Origin of the sequence: Mesorhizobium sp. B283B1A (assembly GCF_020165735.1) — a bacterium.
In the GTDB taxonomy this organism is placed as follows: domain Bacteria; phylum Pseudomonadota; class Alphaproteobacteria; order Rhizobiales; family Rhizobiaceae; genus Mesorhizobium; species Mesorhizobium opportunistum.
In genome coordinates, this window is sequence record NZ_JAIUIQ010000004.1 from 46,381 (window position 1) to 66,806 (window position 20,426).

General features: G+C 61.8%; 18 protein-coding genes and 1 tRNA gene. 9 read left to right on the forward strand and 10 right to left on the reverse strand.

Annotation, left to right across the window (positions count from 1 at the left end):
• Positions 1-87 precede the first annotated feature (87 nt).
• Genes LB577_RS04045 through LB577_RS04060 form a run of 4 tightly spaced genes read right to left on the reverse strand, consistent with a single transcriptional unit; the run spans position 88 to position 3,512 of the window.
• Positions 88-1,065: a quinone oxidoreductase family protein gene (locus LB577_RS04045; protein ID WP_224685642.1), complete on the reverse strand. Its 978-nt coding sequence runs from the start codon at positions 1,063-1,065 to the stop codon at positions 88-90.
• 28 nt (positions 1,066-1,093) lie between these two features.
• Positions 1,094-1,957, reverse strand: a complete 864-nt coding sequence (gene pcsA / locus LB577_RS04050) for a phosphatidylcholine synthase (RefSeq protein WP_051410439.1) — start codon at positions 1,955-1,957, stop codon at positions 1,094-1,096.
• Positions 1,954-2,568, reverse strand: a complete 615-nt coding sequence (locus LB577_RS04055) for a DUF1326 domain-containing protein (RefSeq protein ID WP_224685651.1) — start codon at positions 2,566-2,568, stop codon at positions 1,954-1,956. The genes pcsA and LB577_RS04055 overlap by 4 nt, the downstream gene beginning before the upstream one ends.
• A 14-nt stretch (positions 2,569-2,582) precedes the next feature.
• Positions 2,583-3,512, reverse strand: a complete 930-nt coding sequence (locus LB577_RS04060; protein ID WP_224685652.1) for a DUF2182 domain-containing protein — start codon at positions 3,510-3,512, stop codon at positions 2,583-2,585.
• 70 nt (positions 3,513-3,582) lie between these two features.
• On the opposite strand from LB577_RS04060, the gene LB577_RS04065 reads away from it, so the two are divergent.
• Entirely contained in the window at positions 3,583-4,797 is a 1,215-nt protein-coding gene (locus LB577_RS04065; protein ID WP_224685653.1) for a UbiH/UbiF family hydroxylase, read from the forward strand.
• A 149-nt stretch (positions 4,798-4,946) separates the two neighbouring features.
• Positions 4,947-5,270 (forward strand): heat shock protein HspQ, encoded by a 324-nt coding sequence (gene hspQ, locus LB577_RS04070; RefSeq protein WP_023767703.1) that lies wholly within the window; start codon positions 4,947-4,949, stop codon positions 5,268-5,270.
• 91 nt (positions 5,271-5,361) lie between these two features.
• Here the strand turns inward: hspQ and LB577_RS04075 are convergent, their stop codons facing one another.
• Complete coding sequence (locus LB577_RS04075) at positions 5,362-5,991, reverse strand: invasion associated locus B family protein (protein ID WP_013895584.1); 630 nt, start codon at positions 5,989-5,991, stop codon at positions 5,362-5,364.
• Between the two features lie 233 nt (positions 5,992-6,224).
• On the opposite strand from LB577_RS04075, the gene LB577_RS04080 reads away from it, so the two are divergent.
• The 4 genes from LB577_RS04080 to mgtE all read left to right on the forward strand — a co-directional run bounded on the left by LB577_RS04080 (position 6,225) and on the right by mgtE (position 12,744).
• Entirely contained in the window at positions 6,225-8,042 is a 1,818-nt protein-coding gene (locus LB577_RS04080) for an extracellular solute-binding protein (protein WP_224685654.1), read from the forward strand.
• Between the two features lie 16 nt (positions 8,043-8,058).
• On the forward strand, positions 8,059-8,739 hold the full coding sequence (locus tag LB577_RS04085) for a DsbA family oxidoreductase (protein WP_224685655.1): 681 nt from the start codon (positions 8,059-8,061) through the stop codon (positions 8,737-8,739).
• 475 nt (positions 8,740-9,214) lie between these two features.
• Positions 9,215-11,107: an ABC transporter ATP-binding protein/permease gene (locus LB577_RS04090; RefSeq protein WP_224685656.1), complete on the forward strand. Its 1,893-nt coding sequence runs from the start codon at positions 9,215-9,217 to the stop codon at positions 11,105-11,107.
• Positions 11,108-11,379: 272 nt separating this feature from the next.
• On the forward strand, positions 11,380-12,744 hold the full coding sequence (gene mgtE, locus LB577_RS04095; protein WP_140569770.1) for a magnesium transporter: 1,365 nt from the start codon (positions 11,380-11,382) through the stop codon (positions 12,742-12,744).
• Positions 12,745-12,808: 64 nt separating this feature from the next.
• On the opposite strand, the gene LB577_RS04100 is transcribed toward mgtE, so the two are convergent.
• The 4 genes from LB577_RS04100 to rpiA form a co-directional block, all read right to left on the reverse strand.
• On the reverse strand, positions 12,809-13,972 hold the full coding sequence (locus LB577_RS04100; protein ID WP_224685657.1) for a serine hydrolase domain-containing protein: 1,164 nt from the start codon (positions 13,970-13,972) through the stop codon (positions 12,809-12,811).
• 44 nt (positions 13,973-14,016) lie between these two features.
• Entirely contained in the window at positions 14,017-15,405 is a 1,389-nt protein-coding gene (gene gor, locus LB577_RS04105) for a glutathione-disulfide reductase (protein WP_224685658.1), read from the reverse strand.
• Positions 15,406-15,534: 129 nt separating this feature from the next.
• Positions 15,535-16,149 carry a DUF2059 domain-containing protein gene (locus LB577_RS04110; RefSeq protein ID WP_224685659.1) on the reverse strand — a complete coding sequence of 205 codons (615 nt, stop codon included), beginning with the start codon at positions 16,147-16,149 and terminating at the stop codon, positions 15,535-15,537.
• Positions 16,136-16,867: a ribose-5-phosphate isomerase RpiA gene (rpiA, locus tag LB577_RS04115; RefSeq protein WP_224685660.1), complete on the reverse strand. Its 732-nt coding sequence runs from the start codon at positions 16,865-16,867 to the stop codon at positions 16,136-16,138. Before rpiA ends, LB577_RS04110 begins: the two co-directional genes overlap by 14 nt.
• Positions 16,868-17,038: 171 nt before the next feature.
• On the opposite strand from rpiA, the gene LB577_RS04120 reads away from it, so the two are divergent.
• Together LB577_RS04120 and LB577_RS04125 are read left to right on the forward strand one after the other, a co-directional pair.
• Positions 17,039-17,722 (forward strand): phosphoglycolate phosphatase, encoded by a 684-nt coding sequence (locus tag LB577_RS04120; protein ID WP_023777315.1) that lies wholly within the window; start codon positions 17,039-17,041, stop codon positions 17,720-17,722.
• Positions 17,723-17,863: 141 nt separating this feature from the next.
• Positions 17,864-17,938: transfer RNA gene (locus tag LB577_RS04125), tRNA-Val, on the forward strand.
• Positions 17,939-18,150: 212 nt separating this feature from the next.
• Here the strand turns inward: LB577_RS04125 and LB577_RS04130 are convergent.
• The gene (locus tag LB577_RS04130; RefSeq protein ID WP_224685661.1) at positions 18,151-19,806 is read right to left on the reverse strand and encodes an HNH endonuclease family protein; all 1,656 of its coding nucleotides are present in this window, start codon (positions 19,804-19,806) and stop codon (positions 18,151-18,153) included.
• Positions 19,807-20,052: 246 nt separating this feature from the next.
• On the opposite strand from LB577_RS04130, the gene LB577_RS04135 reads away from it, so the two are divergent.
• The gene (locus LB577_RS04135) at positions 20,053-20,310 is read left to right on the forward strand and encodes a PepSY domain-containing protein (protein ID WP_224685662.1); all 258 of its coding nucleotides are present in this window, start codon (positions 20,053-20,055) and stop codon (positions 20,308-20,310) included.
• The last annotated feature ends 116 nt before the right edge of the window (positions 20,311-20,426 follow it).

Genomic DNA, 20,426 nt, shown 5'->3' on the forward strand with positions numbered 1-20,426 from the left:
CGCCGGCTCTCAACGGAAAGCGGCACGCGTCTTGAAAGAGCTTCAAGAATTTCAGCGGAAATTCAAGGGATAACAAGGCTGGCGGGACTAAGGAACGAGAATTGTCGTTCCGGTGGTCCTGCGGCCTTCGAGATCCGAGTGCGCCTTGCCTGCATCCTTCAGCGCATAACGCTGATTGATCTTGATCTCGACGGCGCCGCTCAGCACCACCTCGAACAGGGCCGCCGCCGAGGCGTCAAGGTCCTCGCGCTTTGCGTTGTAGACGAACAGCGTCGGCCTCGTGGCGAACAAGGAGCCCTTCTGGGCCAGCAGCGACATCGAGAATGGCGGGATCGGTCCCGAGGATTGGCCGAAGCTGACGAACATGCCGAGCGGCCTCAGGCAGTCGAGCGAGGCCGGAAAAGTATCGTTGCCCACTGAATCGTAGACGACGTCGCATTTCCTGCCGCCCGTGATGGCCGCGACGCCGGCGACGAAATCCTGTTCCTTGTAATTGATGACATGGTCGAAGCCGTGTGCCCTGGCGAGCTCGATCTTGTCGGCCGAGCTTGCCGTGCCGATGACGGTTGCGCCCAGATGTTTCGCCCATTGGCCGAGAATGAGCCCGACGCCGCCGGCTGCGGCATGAAACAGGATCGTGTCGCCTGCTTTCACCTTGAAGGTCCGGCGCAGGAGATATTCGGCGGTCATGCCTTTCAGCATCATTGCCGCGGCCTGTTCGTCGCTGATGCCATCCGGAACCTTGACGACCCGGCTGGCATCGATGACGCGCTCCTCGGCATAAGCACCTGTCGTCACCGCATAGGCGATCCGGTCGCCCGGCTTCAGCCAGTCGACGTCCTGCCCCACCTTCAGCACCACCCCGGCGGCCTCGCTGCCCGCAATGAGCGGAAATCCGCCCGGCGGCGGATAGAGGCCGGAGCGATGATAGACATCGATGAAATTGAGACCGATCGCCGTATGCCTGACCAGGATCTGCCCCGAACCCGGCTGGCCGGGATCGGCATCCTCGTAGGTCAGAACTTCCGGGCCGCCATGGGCGTGGATGCGGATCGCTTTGGACATGGATGGGCTTCCTCGAGACGTGGGCTGGTCAGGCCTTCTTGGCACCAAGATTTGGAAAGAACTGCATGATGCCACCGATACAGGCGAGGTAAAGCCCGGTAACGGAAATGCCGATCTTGGTGAACGTGCCGACCTGTTCGCCAAGCACGCCGATCTGGTCGTAGAAGGCCGCGAGAGCCGCCTGAGCAAGCGCAAGCGCGCCGAAAGCGCACCACAAAAGCGTCATTGTGAGATTGATGCGCCGCAGCCGCACCACCCGCACCGGGTGAATGAAATTGATCGGGACGAAGGTCAGGATGCCGGCCACCACCACCACCGCGAACGAAACCCATTGTCCCGGCTCGATGACAAACAGCGTGAACACCACCATGTTCCAGACGACGGGGAACCCCTTGAAGAAATTCTCCTTCGTCTTCATGCCGGTGTCGGCATAGTAGATTGCGCTGGAGACGACGATGATCGCCGCCGACAGGAACGACAGGCCCTCGCCCATGAAGCCGCGTTGGTAAAGCGCGAAGGCCGGGATCAGCACATAGGTCACGTAGTCGATGATGTTGTCGAGCAGTTCGCCCGACCAGGTCGGCAGGATTTCCTTGACCTCGAGCTTCCTGGCGATCGGCCCGTCGATGCCGTCGACGAACAGCGCCAGCCCAAGCCACCAGAACATGGCCGTCCAACGCTCCTCGCTCGCCGCCACCAGCGATAGGAAGGCAAGGAACGAGCCCGAGGCCGTCAGCAGATGGACGGAGAACGCCCTTGCCTGCGGCCAGGTGACCTTCTTCCTTGGCCGCGGAATCCGGTCCGTGATCTTCTTCGCGGCTTTCCTGGCCGCCGAATTCCTGGCCGCCAGATTCCTGGGCGCCAAATTCCTGGGCGTTGTGTTCTTGCTCACGGGCCCCGCCAATCCAGCTTGCAGATTTCGGCCGAGCGGCCTGCAAAATTCCAGTTGCGGCCAAAGGCCCGCATCTTGCTCTTGTCGGATTTGGCCACGATGATCTCCGGCGCGATCCAGTATTCTGAATTGCTGATCACCGTATCCTTCTCGCGATCCTTGCCCGCTATCGGCGTCACCGCCCCGTCGATGATCTTCGGTATCTGGAAGATGCGCGTCTTGTCCCGCGTCTCATAGGTGATCGGGACCTGTTCGACGCCCAGGAATTTTCCGACGAGGATCGACAGCAGCGACGTTGTCCCGCCCGCCTTGCCGGTGAAGATCTTGGTCAGCGCCTTGACGGCGTAGATCGAGGCGCGCTTGTCGATGAACAGGCCCGCGGTCCAGTTGCCGCGGCTCATGTAGCCGGGGATTTCCATGACCAGCCCCAGGTTGAGGCCGGAGAGGTCGACCTCGCCGAAATGACCGGCATCGATACGGAAACCCGCCCAGGTCTGGCAACAGCCCTCGGTTGGCGGATGACTGCCAAGCGACAACACGCAAGGGCAAAAAACCGTGCAATTGCAGGAGAGTACGAGCTCTCCTTTCATTGCCCAGCCTGGATCTGTCATTGAATTTCCCCCACTCAAAGCGAGACTACTAGCAGCGCGGCTGCCCAGACAAGCAGTATCGCACCGGCTAGCCGGGTTGGAAGACGGCTCGCCGCTTGTTTTTCGATGAGCGTGAACAGACCGATCAACGCCATCCAGAAGACGTTCATGACGCCGACGGCGAACATCACCAGCATCAGTGCCCAGCAGCAGCCGAAACACCATAAGCCCTGCGTGATTCCGAGCCGGAAGACGCGGACGGCTCTCGCGCTCCAGTTCGAAAACAGGATCGAGAACGGGTTCCGGCATTTCTTCAGGCAGGCCTCCTTGAGGCCGCTGAACTGGTAGAGGCCGGCAACCAGCAATGCGAAGGCGCCGGCGATGCCTAGCACCGGATCGTACATCTGGCCGGACGTCGCGGATGCATGCACCGCAAGCGTCAGCACCGCGAACATCGCGGAGGCGACGAACCAGACGCTGAGATACCCTGCGACCAGCACCAGCGGGTGGACGACGGGCTCCCCCTTGATCCGTGCCGTATCGGCGATCTCGCAATAGGTGCGGATCATCGGCGTCGCGGAAGGCAGCATCGTCGCGATCGCCATCAGGAACCACATCAAGATGAGCGCTAGGGCGCGCGGGCCAATGCTTCCCTCCAGCGGCGCCGGCGACAGGCAGAGCGCGAAGAACCGTTCCAGGACATCTGGCAGCGGCAGTTGCGGCAGGTGGCGCAGCAGAGCGTCGCCGGGCGCGCTGCCGCCGGTCTCGGCGCCCCGGATCGCCATCGCGGCCAGGAACAGCCAGGCAAGCGCGATGCCGGCGCCGACAACGACGTTGACCGTCAAGCGCGGGTTGCGTGCAATGTCGGCCGTGGCGCGGCCGGCGCGGTCGAGATGGCTGAAGTCGTCCTGGTGGCCGGTCATGACAACCGAATGGGCCGAATCGCCGCGTTGATCAAGCCGCATGATCTGACCTATATGCTCAGCAACTGGCAGGCCGGGTGGCCAGCCTCGCACAGCAAGCCGGAAACCGATCTTGGAGCGGAAGCAAACAGCACGGATATTGGTCGCCGGCACAGGGCCGGCGGGGCTGATCGCGGCACTTGCCTTCGCCGATGCCGGTTTCCGGGTAACGCTCGTCGGGCCGGAAGCTTCGGTCCCCGACGGGCGCACCACGGCCCTGATGAACCCCGCTTTGATGGTGCTTGAGCGGCTCGGCGTGCTCGAAGACGTCAAGCCCAAGGCCGCCCCCCTGAAAGTGATGCGCATCGTCGATGCGACCAGCCGGCTGATCCGCAGTCCCGTCGTCACCTTCCGCGCCAGCGAGATCGATGAGGACCAGTTCGGGCTCAATCTGCCCAACGCCGTCTTCGGCCCAGCACTGGCCAGCAAGGTTGCCGCGCATCCCGGGATCGAACGGGTGATATCGATGGTCAAGACCTGGCATCTCGACGCAGACATGACCCATGCCGCCCTCGCCGACGGCAGCGAGGTCGGCGCGTCGCTGGCGGTCGCCGCCGATGGGCGCCTGTCGCCCGCCCGCGAGGCAGCGGGCATTTCGACCGCGTCGCGCTCCTATCCTCAAGCCGCGCTCGTCCTGAACTTCCATCATAGCCGCGACCACGCTTTCACCTCGACGGAGTTCCATACAGAGACCGGTCCGTTCACGCAGGTTCCGCTGCCCGGCGATCGCTCGAGCCTCGTCTGGGTGGTCAAGCCGGAGACCGCCAGGGAACTGGCTGCATTGGACGACGCAGCGCTCTCGTTGCGGGTCGAGCAGCAGATGCAGTCGATGCTGGGCCGGGTGACCGTGGAGCCGGGCCGCCAGATTTATCCGCTTTCGACCGTGACCCCCCTGCGCTTTGCCCGGCATCGGGTGGCGCTTGTCGGCGAGGCCGCCCATGTGTTCCCGCCGATCGGCGCGCAAGGTCTCAACCTGGGCATCAGGGACATTGACGATCTTGTTGGAATCGCGATAGAAAATCGTGACGACCCTGGCACGGCCAAGGCGCTGGCCGCTTACGATTTCAAACGCCGGCCCGACATTCTGGCGCGCAGCAGCGCTGTCAATCTGCTCAACATGTCGCTGCTTTCCGACATGCTGCCGGCGCAGATGGCGCGCGGTGCCGGTCTCGGCGTGCTCGGGGGCGTTGCACCGCTGCGTGCCTTTTTCATGCGCGAGGGACTTCGTCCCGGCAGCGGCTTTGCAGCACTTGCGGGTGGCCTGCGAAAGCCGGTGCGGCGAAGCTAACGACCTTGCGGATTTTGCCGCGACTTCGCGACTTCAAGCAAAAACTTTGCTCAGCGTGCTGCGTAGCTTGAACACGCTAAAAACGCTTCGGGATTGAATTGACTCGGAGTCTGCGCCAAATAAAGCCAAGCAATTCAGTGGTGAGTACGATGAAAACGGCCAAATTCGCGATCGGACAGGTGGTTCGCCACCGGTTGTTTCCGTTTCGTGGCATCATTTTCGACGTCGATCCACAATTCGCCAACACCGACGAATGGTACGAGGCCATCCCCGCGGACGTGCGGCCACGCAAGGATCAGCCATTCTACCATCTGCTCGCCGAGAATTCGGAAACCGAATACATCGCTTACGTATCCGAGCAGAATTTGCTGGCGGATCAGTCGGGCGAGCCGGTTCGTCATCCGCAGATCAAGGAGATGTTCGACAAGAGGCCGGACGGGCGCTACGAGCCGAAACGGCAGTCCAGGCACTGATTTTCCGGCATTCCGGATGCGGCCAGGAACGAAAAAAGCGGGGCATGACCCCGCTTTTTCTTTGGCTTCGGTATTGGCCCGATGCCGGTGATCAGTTGGCGGTTTTCGCCTTGTCCTGTTCGTCCTTGAGTTTCTTGGCGAAGTCCTGGTTGTTCTTGGCGACGAAGTCCTGCAGCTTCTTCTGACGGTCCTCGATGTCCGACTGCTGCAGCGGCGGGCCGTCATAGGCGCCGCTGAAGCCTTGCAGCGCGATCTTGATCGGGTTGGCCTGGTTCTGGAAATTGATCGAGGTCAGCGTGATCCCCTGGCCCTTCTTGAACGAGGCGACAAGCTGGTCGGTCAGCGGCACTTCGGCCACGCAACGGTCCGGGAAGCAGATGACATAGTCGAGCTTCTGCGCCTTGCCGGTGTCGATCTGCAGGCCGATGCCGGGAGGCACGAGGCGGCCCGTCGGGACCGTCACCTGGAACACCTTGCGGTTCACCTTGCCCTTGAGCTCGATCAGGCTGACACCAGTGACGAGCTGGCCGTTGCCCGCGGTGACGATATTCTGGACGTTGCAGATGTCGACGTCTTCCTGCTTGGTGCAGGCCTTGAACCAGCCCTGTGGAATCTGCGGCTGCTGCTGTGCGGAAGCAGCGGGAAGCCCTGCACCCAGAAAGCCGACAACGCCCGCGGCCATGACCGAAAGGCGGTACGCATTGCTGTTCAGGCTCGTCATGTCGTGCACTTCCTCTCAAATAATCCCGGGACCGGCTTTTTCGCGCCGCGTGGTCCAGCTACCTGTTGCCGAAATGAGGCAACAGAATGACTTCGGACGGCGTGTTACACTGCAAGCGGTGTCGAATCCAGCCCGCCCACTTGTAATTCTTGATGACACCATTGGCCGGCACGCAGCCGCCTCATGCTAGTGTGCGCAGCGAATCATCAAGCCGACCTGTTAAGGAGACGGTCATGGGCCGCGTTCTTGTTTGGCTGATCACCGCGATATCGTTTCTCACCCTGCCGCAGCCAGCGCTTTCGGCGCCAAAATACGCCATTGCGATGCAGGGCGAACCGGCCCTGCCGCCGGACTACACCCATTTCAGCTACGTCAATCCCGACGCGCCGAAGGGTGGCAACATCACCTATTGCGTCGTCGGCAGTTTCGACAACCTCAACCCTTTCATCCTGAAGAGCCTGCGCACGACGGCGCGCGGCATGATGGACACGATCTTCGGCAACCTAGTCTTCGAGCCGCTGATGCAGCGCAATGCGGACGAGGCCTTTACCCTCTATGGGCTGCTGGCGGACAGCGCCGACATGGACCCGGAGCGCAAGAGCATTGAATTCCATCTCAACCCGAAGGCCAAATGGTCCGACGGGCAGCCGGTGACACCCGACGACGTGCTGTTCACCTATGATGCCTACACGCAAAAGGGCCGTCCGCCCTACAGCGACCGCATGGCCAGGATCGCCAAGCTGGAAAAGACCGGCGACCACAGCGTACGCTTCACCTTCAACGACAAGGCCGATCGCGAGTTTCCACTGATCATCGCGCTGACGCCGATCATCCCCAGGCACGCTTTCGCCATGGACACGTTCGACAGGACGACGCTGAAGCCGTTGATCGGCAGCGGTCCCTACACGATCGCGCAGGTGCAGCCCGGCCAGCGCGTCGTCTTCAAGCGCAATCCCGACTACTGGGGCAAGGACGTTCCCGCCAAGCGCGGCTTCGACAATTACGACCAGATCACCATCGAATATTTCCTCAACGCCAACGCCAAGCTCGAAGCGTTCAAGAAAGGCCTTTGCGCCATCGACGATGACGGCGATCCGGTCAAGCGCGAGCGCGATCTCGACTTCCCCGCCTTTCACAAGGGCGAGGTGGTCTCTGAAACCTTCGACACCGGCATTCCGCCCGTCGTGACCGGGTTTCTGTTCAACACCAGGCTGCCAAAGTTCTCCAATCCGGTGGTTCGGCGCGCGCTCGGCATGCTTTACGATTTCGAATGGGCCAACAAGAACCTGTTCGGCGGCAAATACGCGCGCACGATGAGCTATTGGCAGAACTCCGAGCTGTCCGCGCTCGGCCATCCGGCCGACGACAGGGAAAAGGCGCTGCTGGCGCCCTACCCCGGCCGTGTGCCGTCCGACGTGATGGACGGCACCTGGAAACCGCCGGTGACCGATGGTTCGGGCCAGGACCGCAAGGTGTTGAAGACGGCTTTCGATCTCCTGAAAAGCATCGGATACCACCTGCAGGGCGGCACGATGCTCGATCCCGACGGCAAGCCATTCGGTTTCGAGATCATGACCTCTTCGCAAGACGAGGAGCGCCTGGCCGGTATCTACCAGCGCACATTGGAGAAGATCGGCATCAACGTCACCATTCGCAGCCTCGACGGCGACCAGATCCAGTCGCGCAAGCAGCGTTTCGATTTCGAGGTGCTGGTCGGCTCGAGCGGCTTCAACAATTCGCTCTCCCCAGGCATCGAGCAGATAGGGCGTTGGTCGTCCAACGCCGCCAAGACCGAAGGATCGTTCAATCTCGCCGGCGTCGCCGACCCGGCGATCGATGCCGCGATCGAGGCAATGCTGCGGGCTCGCTCGAAGGAGGACTATGTCGCCGCGGTCCGCGTGCTCGACCGGCTGCTGATCTCGGGCAACTACATGGTGCCGATGCAGTACAACACGCAGCAATGGCTTGCTTACTGGAATTACCTGGAACATCCGAAGAAGACGCCCATATTCGGTTATCAACTGCCAAGCTGGTGGCGCAAGCCGAACTGAAAATCCGGAGATCGAGATGAGCGAAGCGAACGCCATTACCGTCGATGTGGTGTCGGACGTCGTCTGCCCGTGGTGCTTCATTGGCCAGAAGCGGCTGGACAAGGCGGTCGCCGCGGCCGGCGATGTCGAAGTGCACATACGCTGGCGGCCATTCCAGCTCGATCCGACCATTCCGCCGCAGGGCAAGGATCGCCGTGAATACATGCTGGCCAAGTTCGGCAGCGATGAGCGCATTCGTGAAATTCACGCCCGCATCGAGCCACTTGGCGAGGCCGAGGGCATTTCCTTTGCCTTCAACGCCATCAAGGTGGCGCCCAACACTCTGGACGCGCATCGCCTGATCCGCTGGGCCGGCGCCGCCGGTGAGGCCGTACAGAACAGTCTGGTGCGCCGCCTGTTCCAGTTGAATTTCGAGGAAGGCGTCAACATTGGTGACCATGCCGTCCTGATCGAGGCCGCCCGCGAGGCCGGCATGGATGCGTCTGTCGCGGAGACACTGCTGCCGACCGACGCCGATGTCGAGGCGGTGCGCACCGAGATCGCTACCGCCGCGCGCATGGGCATATCAGGCGTGCCGTGCTTCCTGCTCGAAGGCAAATATGCCGTGATGGGCGCGCAGGATGCCGACACCCTGGCTGACGCGATCCGTCAGGTGGCGGCCGCCAAGGCGCGTGGCGAGTTGGATATGGTCGGCTGAGCCGATCACGGGCCATTTCCGGCTGCCAGCAAAGATAACCGGCGGCAAGGAATCAGGCATCCAGCACGGCGTGTTTTCGCAAATTCGGATGGTCCGCCGCTAGAAATCGGCCTGCCGGGTAAGCCAAAAGAAGTAACGATACCGTGTAAATGCTTTCCCCAAGGGAAGGTGGAGACGTCTCGCCTCGCCATCGGGTAATCATTTGACATTATTACGTTAAATTGCCCTTTGGTCGGCTTCCGCGCGACCCTGGGAAAGCCCGTCCTGTTGCCTTGCTGACACGCTCGCCACCACAATCCGGCTGACCCCCTACAAAAATTAATAGAAAATGATCAATTGGTGTTACCATCCGTAACAAAAGAAAAAAGGTTTGGGCGGGATCGTGATTCGGATCGGCAGACGATCGCAGGAGTCAGTACCGGATGGACTACACCGCGGCGCCGCAGGGCAGTCGCTTTTGACGCCGGTATCCTCGATGCGCAGTTTCTGGGGGCTCATGCGAGCCTACTGGATCTCGGATCGCTGGAAGGAAGCCTGGACGCTGACGGTGGTGATCGCACTGCTCACCGCGGCATCCAGCAAGGCAGGCGTCTGGTTCGCCGAAGCGTCCGGTGAACTGGTCAATTCGATCGCCTTCTTCCACGACGCCGCCAACATCACGCCGCTGCGCACACTGCTGGTCAACGCCGGCATCCTCGTATTGCTGGTGGTGCTCAAGGACGCCGGCTTCACGGGCGTCCGCAACCTTGTCTCGGTAACCTTGCACCGCAAATGGCGCGGTTGGCTGGACAGCCGTTTCAACGAGGCGCTGCTCGACGGCAACCACACGCATTTCCATGCCCAGCATGCGTCGACCGGCGGCAGCACGCCCGCTCCCGACAACATCGACCAGCGCATCCAGGAATCGATCAAGGACATGACCGGCGGCGCCATTGGGCTGGCGATGGGTGTGCTTGGCGTCGCCACCTCGCTCTATTTCGTCGGCCAGAAGCTGCTTGAAAACTCCGTCGAGGTGAAAGGGCTCGAGTTCCTCGGCAGCTATGGCAGTGCCGTCCTGGCCTTCCTGGCGGTCGCTACCTACGTGCCGTTGAACACATGGATCGCGGTCAGGCTCGGCAGCCTGCTCGAGCGCCTCAACGTTCGCATGCAGCAGGCCGAAGGCAGCTACCGCGGCGAGCTGACGACGTTCCTGCGCCGCAGCTTCCATGTCGCGGCATCCCATGGCGAAGGCGTGCAGAAGAGCATGCATCGCCGGCTCTATGTCGACATCGACGGAACCTGGTCGCGGCTGAACATCGTCAACACCGTCTATATGTCGTTCGAGCTGATCTACAATTTCATCGGCGCCCGCATTGTCGCCTACGGCCCAGGCCTCGTGCCGTTCATCCATAATGGCCTTGACCTCAAGGGCTACATAACCGGCTCAGAACTGGTCAACTCGTTGATCGGCCAGTGTTCGTGGTTCATCCATGTCATGCCGGCGATCGCCACGCTGCGCGCCAACAGCCAGCGTGTCACTGAACTCGCGAATGCGATCGAGACGGTTCAGCATCCGCAGGAATTCTACAGCCAGACCGGCCGCTCCGACTTCCACTATGCCAGCCAGAATCCGGTCTTCGGCCTGACCATCCAGAAACTCGAACTGGCGCATCAGGGCGAGGATGCAACGCCGTTCCTGAGTGCCGCCAACCTGCGCTTCCGGCGCGGCGAGTGGACGTTCCTGAAGGGCGATTCCGGTTGCGGCAAGACCTCGCTGATCAAGGCGATCAATGGCCTCTGGCCCTATGGCCGCGGAACGATCGTCTTCCCCGAAGGGGTGAAGAGTTTTTATGCCGCCCAGGAGGTCAAGCTTCAGCAGGTGTCGCTGAAACAGCTGGTCTGCCTGCCGGGCTCCGAATACCACCATGGCGACGCACAGGTGGCCGCGGCGCTGCACAAGGCCGGCCTTGGCGACTTCATCGAGCACATGGCCAATGAGCACCGCGAGGGCAAAAGCTGGGATCAGGTTCTCTCGGGCGGCCAGAAACAGAAGCTGGTGGTGGCGCGCATCATCCTGCAGCAGCCGGGGCTGCTGTTCCTCGACGAAGCGACCGGCGCGCTCGATCCCGACGGCAAGATTGCGTTCCATCAGGCCATCAAGGACAACTGCCCCGATGTCACGGTGATCAGCGTCATGCACGAAGCCGTGGCGCCGAGATCCGTTGCCGGCACCGAGTTCTACCACTCGATGGTGCTGATCGCCGATGGCGTCGCCTCCAAGAAGCCCCTGGCTCCGAGCCTGCCTGTCGAACTCACCACGATCCTCGCGCAGCCGCGGCCCGTCGAAGACAAATGGCTGCGGTTCCCGCGCCGGCTGAAACAGAAATAACGACGCTTTCACCGTGACTTGCCGCGCCTGGCGGCGGCCGGTGATCACAGTCTCGCGATCGGAGCCGTCAGGCGCCGTTTTCCTCCCTCACGATGATTGACTCGGCAAGGCGCGCTTCTATGTTGCGCCGGCTTGCAGATAGTCAAAACGCAAACCCGCAAGCGGAAAGGTCACCGCGCCATGCCTGGCGACAGTATTAGTCGAACGCAACCGCCGTCCGCCTAGACGTGACCTGAACGGTTCATGTCCTGCCGGACGGCAAGGAGTGAACCATGAACGATTTTTTCCCCGTAGCGGACGACGAGGCCGTCGCCATCGCCCGCATCCTTGCTAACGACCATGTCGCCGACGTGGTCGAGGCACTCAATCACGAATCGCGTGAAACAGCGACCGAGCTGCTTTGCGAGGTGCCGTTCGAGCGGTTGGTCGAGATTTTCGACCAACCTGAACTTGAAGACGCTCCCGAACTCGTGGAGGCCCTGCCCCGCCCCAAGGCAAGCAAGCTGCTCACCGCCATGTCCGTCGACCGCGCGGCCGACATCCTGCGCGAGCTCGATGAACCGGCACGCTCGGAACTCCTCGGTGCGCTGGCACCACCGCTGCGCGCGACCCTGCTTTCCATCCTGGGCTATCCCGAAAGCAGCGCCGCATCGATCATGACGACGGAGTTCGTCAGCGTCCCTTCGGACTGGACCGTCGGGCGCACGCTCGACTACATCCGCAAGGTCGAGCGGACACGCGAAACCGTCTACGCGATCTACATCGTCGATCCGCAAACGCATCTCCTGGTGCGCTCGACCGGCCTGCGCCGGTTGATCACCGGCGAACCCGACGACTCGATCATGTCCGTGGCGCCTGATCGTATGCCGGTGACCGTCACCCCGTTGACCGATCGTGAAACCTTGGCGCAGACGATCTCCAAATACGATCTGCTCGCCGTTCCCGTCGTCGACCATGGCAAGATACTCGGCATCGTCACCATCGACGACATCATCGACACGATGATCGAGGAGACGACGGAGGACGTGCACCGCTTCGGCGGCATGGAAGCGCTCGACGAACCCTACATGAAGATGAGCTTCCTCGCCATGATCAGGAAGCGGGGCGGCTGGCTTTGCGCGCTGTTCATCAGCGAGATGCTGACGGCGAACGCCATGCAAAGCTATGAGGGCGAGCTGGAGAAGGCGATCGTGCTCACCTTGTTCATCCCGCTGATCATGAGCTCCGGCGGCAATTCCGGTTCGCAGGCGACGTCCCTGGTCATCCGGGCGCTGGCGTTGCGCGAGATCGGCCTGCGCGACTGGTGGCGGGTGGCGCTGCGCGAACTGCCGACCGGCCTCGTGCTGGGCGCCATGCTCGGCGTGGTCGGCATCTGCCGCATCGCGCTCTGGCAATATATGGGCTTCTACGATTACGGCCCGCACTGGCCGCTGATCGCCACGACCGTCGGCGCGGCGCTGGTCGGCATCGTCACCTTCGGTTCCCTGTCGGGATCGATGCTGCCGTTTGCCTTGAAACGGATCGGCTTCGACCCGGCCAGCGCCTCGGCGCCATTTGTTGCCACGCTGGTCGATGTCACCGGCCTGGTGATCTATTTCTCGGTGGCGCTGGTGATCCTGCGCGGCACGCTGCTGTAGCAGCGTCAACGCTTTCCGCCGCTGGCAGTCGCTGGCGGCGGAACCCTCTCTCCCCGAAATGATCTTAGACCTGCCTGCCGTAGATGGCGTCGCGGAGTGCGTCGGGGAAGGCGCCCATCATGCCTGCTATCGCCGTGTTGGTCAGTGCCACCACCGTCAGGTCCAATGCCGGATCCACGAACCAGGAATGACCATAGACGCCGCCCCAGCGCCAGGTGCCGGCGGTCTGGGGCGTCGATGCTGCGAGCGGGTCGCGCAGGACACCAAATCCGAGCCCCCAGCCCCAGCCGGGCATGGTGGTTTCAATACCTGGTATCGCGTCCATGGTCATCGCCGCTGCCATATCGGGGTGGATGACTGGCTTGCCGCCCGAACGCAGCGCTTCGAGCAGCTTGAGGACATCGCTTGCCGTCCCATTCATCCCGGTGCCGCCCGAGGCGAAGGAAGCAGGGTCGAAGACGCGGCCGGGCGAGAATGCGATAAAACCGTCGGCGAAGGGCACGCGATGATACGAGCCCATCGCGACGGCCTTGCCCGGCCCATCGGCATAAGGCGTCACCAGCCGGGATCGATCGCGCACGGCAAAGGATGCGTCATGCATGCCGAGCGGCTGGACGACCAGGCGATCGACCAGCTCCGGCAAGGAAACGCCGGTGGCCCTCGCCATCACCTCGCCCAGCACATCCATCGCCACCGAATAGCCCCAGCCGGTTCCCGGCACGTAGGACAGCGGCAGCGAGGCGATGCGGTCGAGGTTGTCGGCCATGGAGAGGCCGGGCTGGTCGAGACCGTCGGAGACGCCGGCGCGATGATAGGGTCCGTCCGCCGGTTGCCGGAAGCCGTAGCTGAGGCCCGCGGTGTGCGTCAGCAGCTGCCGAATGGTGATGACGGGCTCACTGCCATCAGCCAGCTTCGGGCGGAATTCAGGGATGTACTTCGATATGGGATCGTCGAGGCCGATGACATCCGCTTCGACCAGGGCAAGTGCCGCCGTTGCGACCACGGGTTTGGTCACCGACGACAGCCGGAAGATCGCGTCCGCCGTCATCGGTTTGTTCGTCTCGCGATCGGCAAGGCCGGCGGCGCGGCTGTGGAGGATTTCGCCACGCCTGGCGACAAGGATCATGGCGCCGACGATGCGCCCGTCCTCGATGGCCCGGTCGACGACCTGATCGACACGTCCGCCAAAACTACCGTCAAGCGGTGCGGAAATGGTGGTTTCGGACATCGATAGCTCCCTTACCGCAAGCGCCAGGCGGCGGACGAAGCGTGTCAGACGCGCTCGCCGTCCTTCACACGGTACGTCGGCTTGTACATGGTGACGAGCTCTTCCGCCGCGGTCGGGTGCACGGCCATCGTGCGGTCGAAATCGTCCTTGGTCAGTCCGGCCTTCAGCGGAATGCCGAGCAGCTGCGCCATTTCGCCGGCATCCGGCCCCAATATGTGGGCGCCAAGCACTTTTCGCGAAGCGCCATCGACCACCAGCTTGATGAGCATTTTCTCGTCGCGGCCCGACAGCGTATGCCGCATCGGCCGGAAGCTGGCGCGGTAGATCTCGATATCGGCAAAACGCTTGACGGCTTCATCCTCCGACAGGCCCACCGTGCCGATTTCCGGCTGTGAAAAGACGGCGGTCGCGATCGTGTCGTGGTCGGGTGCGCTCGGGTTGTCCTTGAATGCCGTCTCCACGAAGCACATCGCTTCGTGGATCGCCACCGGCGTCAGCTGCACGCGGTTGGTGACGTCGCCGATCGCCCAGATGTTGTCGATGTTGGTGCGGGAATAATCGTCGACCTTGATCGCGCCGACAGGGGTCATCTCGATGCCGATGCCTTCAAGGCCCATGTTCTCGGTGTTGGGGATACGCCCGATGGCCAGCATCACCTGGTCGACCGTCAGCGTCGTGCCGCTGGTGAGCAGGGCGTCGAGCCGGCCGTCCGGGCGCTTGCGCACCCACTCGGTCACCGAATGCAAGAGTATCTTGATCCCCTTCTTCTCCATGGTCTCGTGCAGCGTGCGGCGCAGATCCATGTCGAAGCGGCTGAGGATCTCCTTGCCGCGATAGACCAGCGTGGTGTCGACGCCGAGACCGTGGAAGATGTTGGCGAACTCGACGGCGATATAGCCGCCGCCTTCGATCATGATCGCCTTCGGCAGCTCCTTGAGGTCGAACGCCTCGTTGGAAAAGATGCAGTGCTCGTGGCCGGGCAGCGCCGGATGCGCCGCTGGACGGCCGCCGGTGGCGATCAGGATCTGGTCGGCGGTGACGGTGCGGTCTTCGCCCAGAAGATGGACCACGTGCGGGTCGACGATCACCGCCCGCGAGTGAAAGGTCTCGCCGCCCGAGCCCTCGACATTTTTCTTGTAGATCGCCTCCAGCCGGCTGATCTCGCGATCCTTGTTGGCGACCAGCGTTTGCCAGTCGAAAGCGGCTTCCGGCACGGTCCAGCCATAGCCTGCCGCGTCGGCAAAATGCTCCGGAAATTGCGAGGCATAGACATAGAGCTTCTTCGGCACGCAGCCCCTGATGACGCAGGTGCCGCCGAACCGGTACTCCTCCGCGATGCCGACGCGCTTGCCGAGCGACGCGGCGACGCGTGCCGCCCTCACCCCGCCGGAACCGCCGCCGATGACGAAGAGATCGTAGTCATAACCGGCCATGACGCGGCTCCTTGAACTTCAGGAAATGAGCTTCGGAAATCCCGTCACAGGTAGGCTGCAAACCGTCAAAAGAAAAGCCCGGACAAGCCGGGCTTCACAAATGGCCGCAAGGCCGTTTGAGGATGCTGGTCAGTTCGCCGAATTGTCCGCGGGAGCCGAACCATCGGCGGGCGCCGCGCCATCCGCGGGAGCGGCTCCGTCCGCGGGAGCGGCAGCATCGGCGGGCGCCGCCGGCGCCTTCGCCTTGGCCGCCGCGGCCAGCGTTTCGCCGACCTGCTGTGCGAGATCGCGGGCAACGCCGTTTTGCCAGATGTCGGCCGCCTTGACCAAATCACGCGTCACCGTCGGGCCGCTGTCGAGCAGCTTCTTGCCGGCCTCGGAGGTATAGAAGGTCGCGATGTCGTTGAGATCTTTTTCGGAAAACACCTTCGCGTAGGCAAGGGCTGCTTCCTTCTCGAGATCCGCGCGGCGCGAGGCCATGGCCAGCGCCTTCTCGTTGATCGTCTTGCCGATCAGCTCCTGCATGTCCGGGTTCTTCTGGATGAGCTGCGATTCGAGCGCGGCCGCCGCCTGCGGCAGGATGTTGTCGAACGGGTCGGTCGCATGGATCGCCGCGACCGCCGCCCGGGCAGCCTTCAGGTGCGATTCCGTGACATCCTGCGAAAACGCCGGCGAGGAGAGGGCGATGACGGCCGAAGCCGCCAGAACGGCGCAAAGGCTGCGAACCCGGTTATGCAACATCATGGTCGGTAGAACTCCCTGGTTTTCGGGCGGCATGGACGGTTTGGATACCGTCGCCGCCGGCGATGATGGCCGCTGACGCCAGCCCGATGAAAAGACCATGCTCGACCACGCCCGGAATGGCGTGGAGAGCATTCGAAAGCGCTCTTGTATCCGGAATGCGGCCAAAAGATGCATCGAGGATAAAATGGCCGCCGTCTGTAACAAAAGCCTGGCCTCCCGTCATCCTCAATGTAATCGGACCGGAAAGGCCGAGGTTTTCAGCCGCTGCCGCCACCGCGATCTCGGTGGCGCGCAGGCCGAACTGGTTGACTTCGATCGGCAGCGGAAACCGGCCGAGCGTCTCGACCATCTTCGACCGGTCGGCAATGACGATCATGCGCTGCGAGGCCGCGGCGACGATCTTCTCGCGCAGCAGCGCGCCGCCGCCGCCCTTGATCAAGGTCAGCGCGGGGTCGACCTCGTCGGCGCCGTCGACCGTGAGATCGAGCTCCGGCGTTTTCTCCAGTGTCGACAGAGGCACGCCAAGTTCGCGACACAGCGCAGCCGTGCGCTCCGAAGTCGGCACGCCGATTACCGTCATGCCGGTGGCGACCTTGTCGGCAAGCAGCCGCACGAACTCTTCCGCCGTGGTGCCGGTGCCGATACCGAGCCGCATGCCATCCGTGACATGGGCAAGCGCCGCCCGCGCGGCCTCGACCTTCAACTGTCTTGCATCCATGCCGCTTATTGCCCAGAAATCTTGGTGTTTTGGGCTCGTAGCATTTTTGCCGCTGGGGTCAAAGCTTTTGACCGTGGTCAAAGCCTTTGGCAGCCTGTCCACCGGTCTGCTTGCCTTGGCGCGCCGCAGCCGCTATCGCCTGCCGATGCACAAACCTGCGCAGGATGGATCATGAGTCGCCCGATCATCGTGTTCGACCTCGACGGAACGCTGATTGATACGGCGCCGGACCTGCTCGACAGCCTCAACCACAGCCTGGCGGCAAGCGAGCTCGCGGCCGTCGACGAGGCTGGCTTCAGGCGCTTCGTCGGTCACGGCGGCCGCGTGATGATCGAGCGGGCGCACGCCGCCCAGCAGCGATCGCTCGAGGTCGCCGAGCACGACCGGCTGCTGAAGCTGTTCCTGGACCACTACACCGACAACATTCCCGGCAAATCCCGCCCCTACCCCGGTGTCGTCGAGGCGATCGCGCGTTTCGAGAAGGCTGGCTATCTGCTGGCCATCTGCACCAACAAATACGAGGCCAACTCGCTGGCGCTGATCGAAGCGCTCGGCCTGACCAGGCATTTCGCGGCCATCGCCGGCCAGGACACGTTCGCGTTCCGCAAGCCCGACCCGCGTCACCTGACCGAAACCATCAAACTCGCCGGCGGCGATCCGCACCGCGCTCTGATGGTCGGCGATTCGCAAACCGACATCGACACCGCAAAGGCCGCCGGCATTCCCGTCGTCGCCGTCGATTTCGGCTATACCGACCGGCATGTGCGCGAGTTCGAGCCCTCGGCCGTGATCTCGCATTTCGACGCGCTGACGCTCGATCTGGCGCAAAGGCTGATCGCCGCCGCGGGACACTGACGGAAAAGCGCTCGGCGCCAAGCCGGCGACAGGCTCCCGACAGGCGGCAAATCCGATCCGTATCAGAACGCCGGACACCGCCTTGACTTCCCCAGCCCGCCTCCCTTATATCGCGGCTCGCTTGGCCTTCGGGCAACGAGCGGGCGATTAGCTCAGCGGGAGAGCACACCCTTCACACGGGTGGGGTCGCAGGTTCAATCCCTGCATCGCCCACCATCTACTTTCCTGAGATTGCTTTGATCGGCGCGGTCCTCAACAGCGTCGCTTGTCAGAACATTAGATCGATCAACACAACTACGCGGGACGAATGGGTTCTAAGCCACTGCATCAAGGTGGAGGAACCGAACAGGGTGGCTATAAGTGCTACGACCGGAAGAACCCGGCGAAAGAAGGCTGTGCCCAAAAGTTTGCGAGATACGATTAAAGCGCTAGCTTTTTAGTGAATCGCATATTGGGTGAGTGATTTGGGCATTTTCGAATTGATTGCCACCACCGTCGCGTATCCGGTGTCTGTGGTCGATGTGCATAGAGTTTCTATGCACCATGGCACCACACAATCCGCACTTAGGCGCGCCTGCGACTGCGTTGTTGATAAACGCGGCCGATTTGGTGCCCTTGTTAAACCCTCCCTTTTTCTCAGTCGGCTCTTCGTTCGTCCCTCGAAGCAAGGGAGGTTTGGCAGGCAACAGGTATTGGAAATTCGAGTCTTCAGAAAACTGGGCAAGGATTTCGGCGTCGTTTTTCCCAATCTGAATGGCCAGCAGCACCGTGGATAGGTAAAGCACCAACTGAGGCACACTGCGTTCGCCAGCACCAAATTTATGAACGGTCAGGCTGATATGCTCCTTATGTTGAAGCAGGAACACTTCGAACTTGGCGCGTGCGGCCAGAAACTCCTTCACTCTTCCCACATTGATAATTCCCTCGATAAAACGAGATGTTGCGAAGAAGGCGGACGGCTGAAAGGCAGCGGTCCGGGTATAGAAGTAAACGACCGGATGAAGGCCGAATGAGCTGGATTGGTCGCCGGTAATGCGCTCGACGAGCTTGTTCGCCTTCTCCAGAAAATGGATAGTTTCGCTGCCGTCAGTCTCTTCTGGCAAGCCGGGATCGGACTTACGTTTGCTGTCCGGTACTGTGACCTTGTTCACCTGATTGATGAGGTCGAACACGAACGGCAACGCATTGTAACCTTTGCCTGCGACCGGCAAATCCAGCGTCCTTACAGGACCTTCATCAATGGGCGGCTCATATAGCGCCTGATAGATGCTCTTCCCCAGATCTTTGATACGCTCCTGCTTAGCTGGTTCAAACGGAGACCAGTACTGATGACCTGTACCCGCGCGTGTCACCGCTCTCGCCGCAAGGGCGCTAGGAGACTTTCGCGACCGGAGTATCTTTTTCTCAGTCGGATTGATGGGCGTAGCAGCCTCATTAATTTTGAAGAACGACTTTTCAGCGACCTCGCGCTCCACAGTCGGCACCCATTGTGCTGTCACATACTGATTGGCGAGGTTGTTGTAACGGATTTGCATGGGGGGCGGTAACGCAGCGGGATTGTTTCGCGCTCCTACGTACTCGCCATAGCTGCCCACGGCAGCCTTGACGAGCTTGCGGGTGCGGTCGGCAATGCGCCTTTGATCATCCGAAACGCGTCCACCGAAGTAATCGAGCGATTTCCGGTTGTCGCCGTAATCATCCAGAACCCAAGCAAGGAGTGCGCTGAGACGATGTGCACCGTCGATGACAAATGAGAAGTTTCCCGCTGACCACAAGATAACCGCAGGAATCAACTCGGCGTCCACGAATGACCGGATAAGGTCCACCACTTTGTCCGGTGTCCAGTCCGCAGTCTCGCGCTGGAAGTCCGGCTTCCTTAGCCGGGTGACGAAAAAGTGGTTATCCAAGTGATGAATGTCGATGCGTTCCTGGCCGCTTGCGCCGGGCCGGTCGCCACCGCCTTCGATAAAAAAATCTTCACGCGGAATGAGGGCGTCGAGATTCACCACGTTTGTAGCCATTTGTTCCCCCGCGAAGATTTCTAAGTCACCTAAACTACCATCGTAGCAAAATACATGCCGCATCTTCTAGCTTCCGGCATCGTTGATTATCGGAATTCTTCATGCCTTGCCACACGCCACCATGTCCTCGGCCAAGATTAATCCGCTAGGGCGTGCATTATCCCAAAACATACTCCGCCTATAACAAACTGGCTGAAGCTGACCTTCGGAAGCGTCAGCTTTCCAGGCAGATACCCTGGCATGCATTCCCTCTGCGGAACAAACCAACCCACCAGCGAGTTTTCCTTTGTTGAACCTTGAGGGAAAACCATGTCCAGATTTCTCGTGGCCACCAGCGTTGCCGTCCTTCTCGCTACCGGGCCAGCCTTTGCCGCGGACGATATGCCACTGCCGCCGCCTAACGCCAAGAAGCTGTCGGATATCCTCGCCAAGGTCGAGCAGCGCGACGGCTTCCGCTATGTGAAGGAAGTCGACTGGGATGATGGCGCCTACACCGTCACCTACTACACCGCCGACAAGGCAAAGGTCGAAATCACCTATGACCCGGTGACCGCCGAGCCGAAATAAGGCTCCTCGCAAGCACCTGTCGTTCGGCTGATCGTGCGCCGGCAGTTGTCGGCGCGGTCAGCGGCGCAGCATCTGTGCGGTGGCGCCTGAGCCGCCTGCGACGCTTGCCATGATGA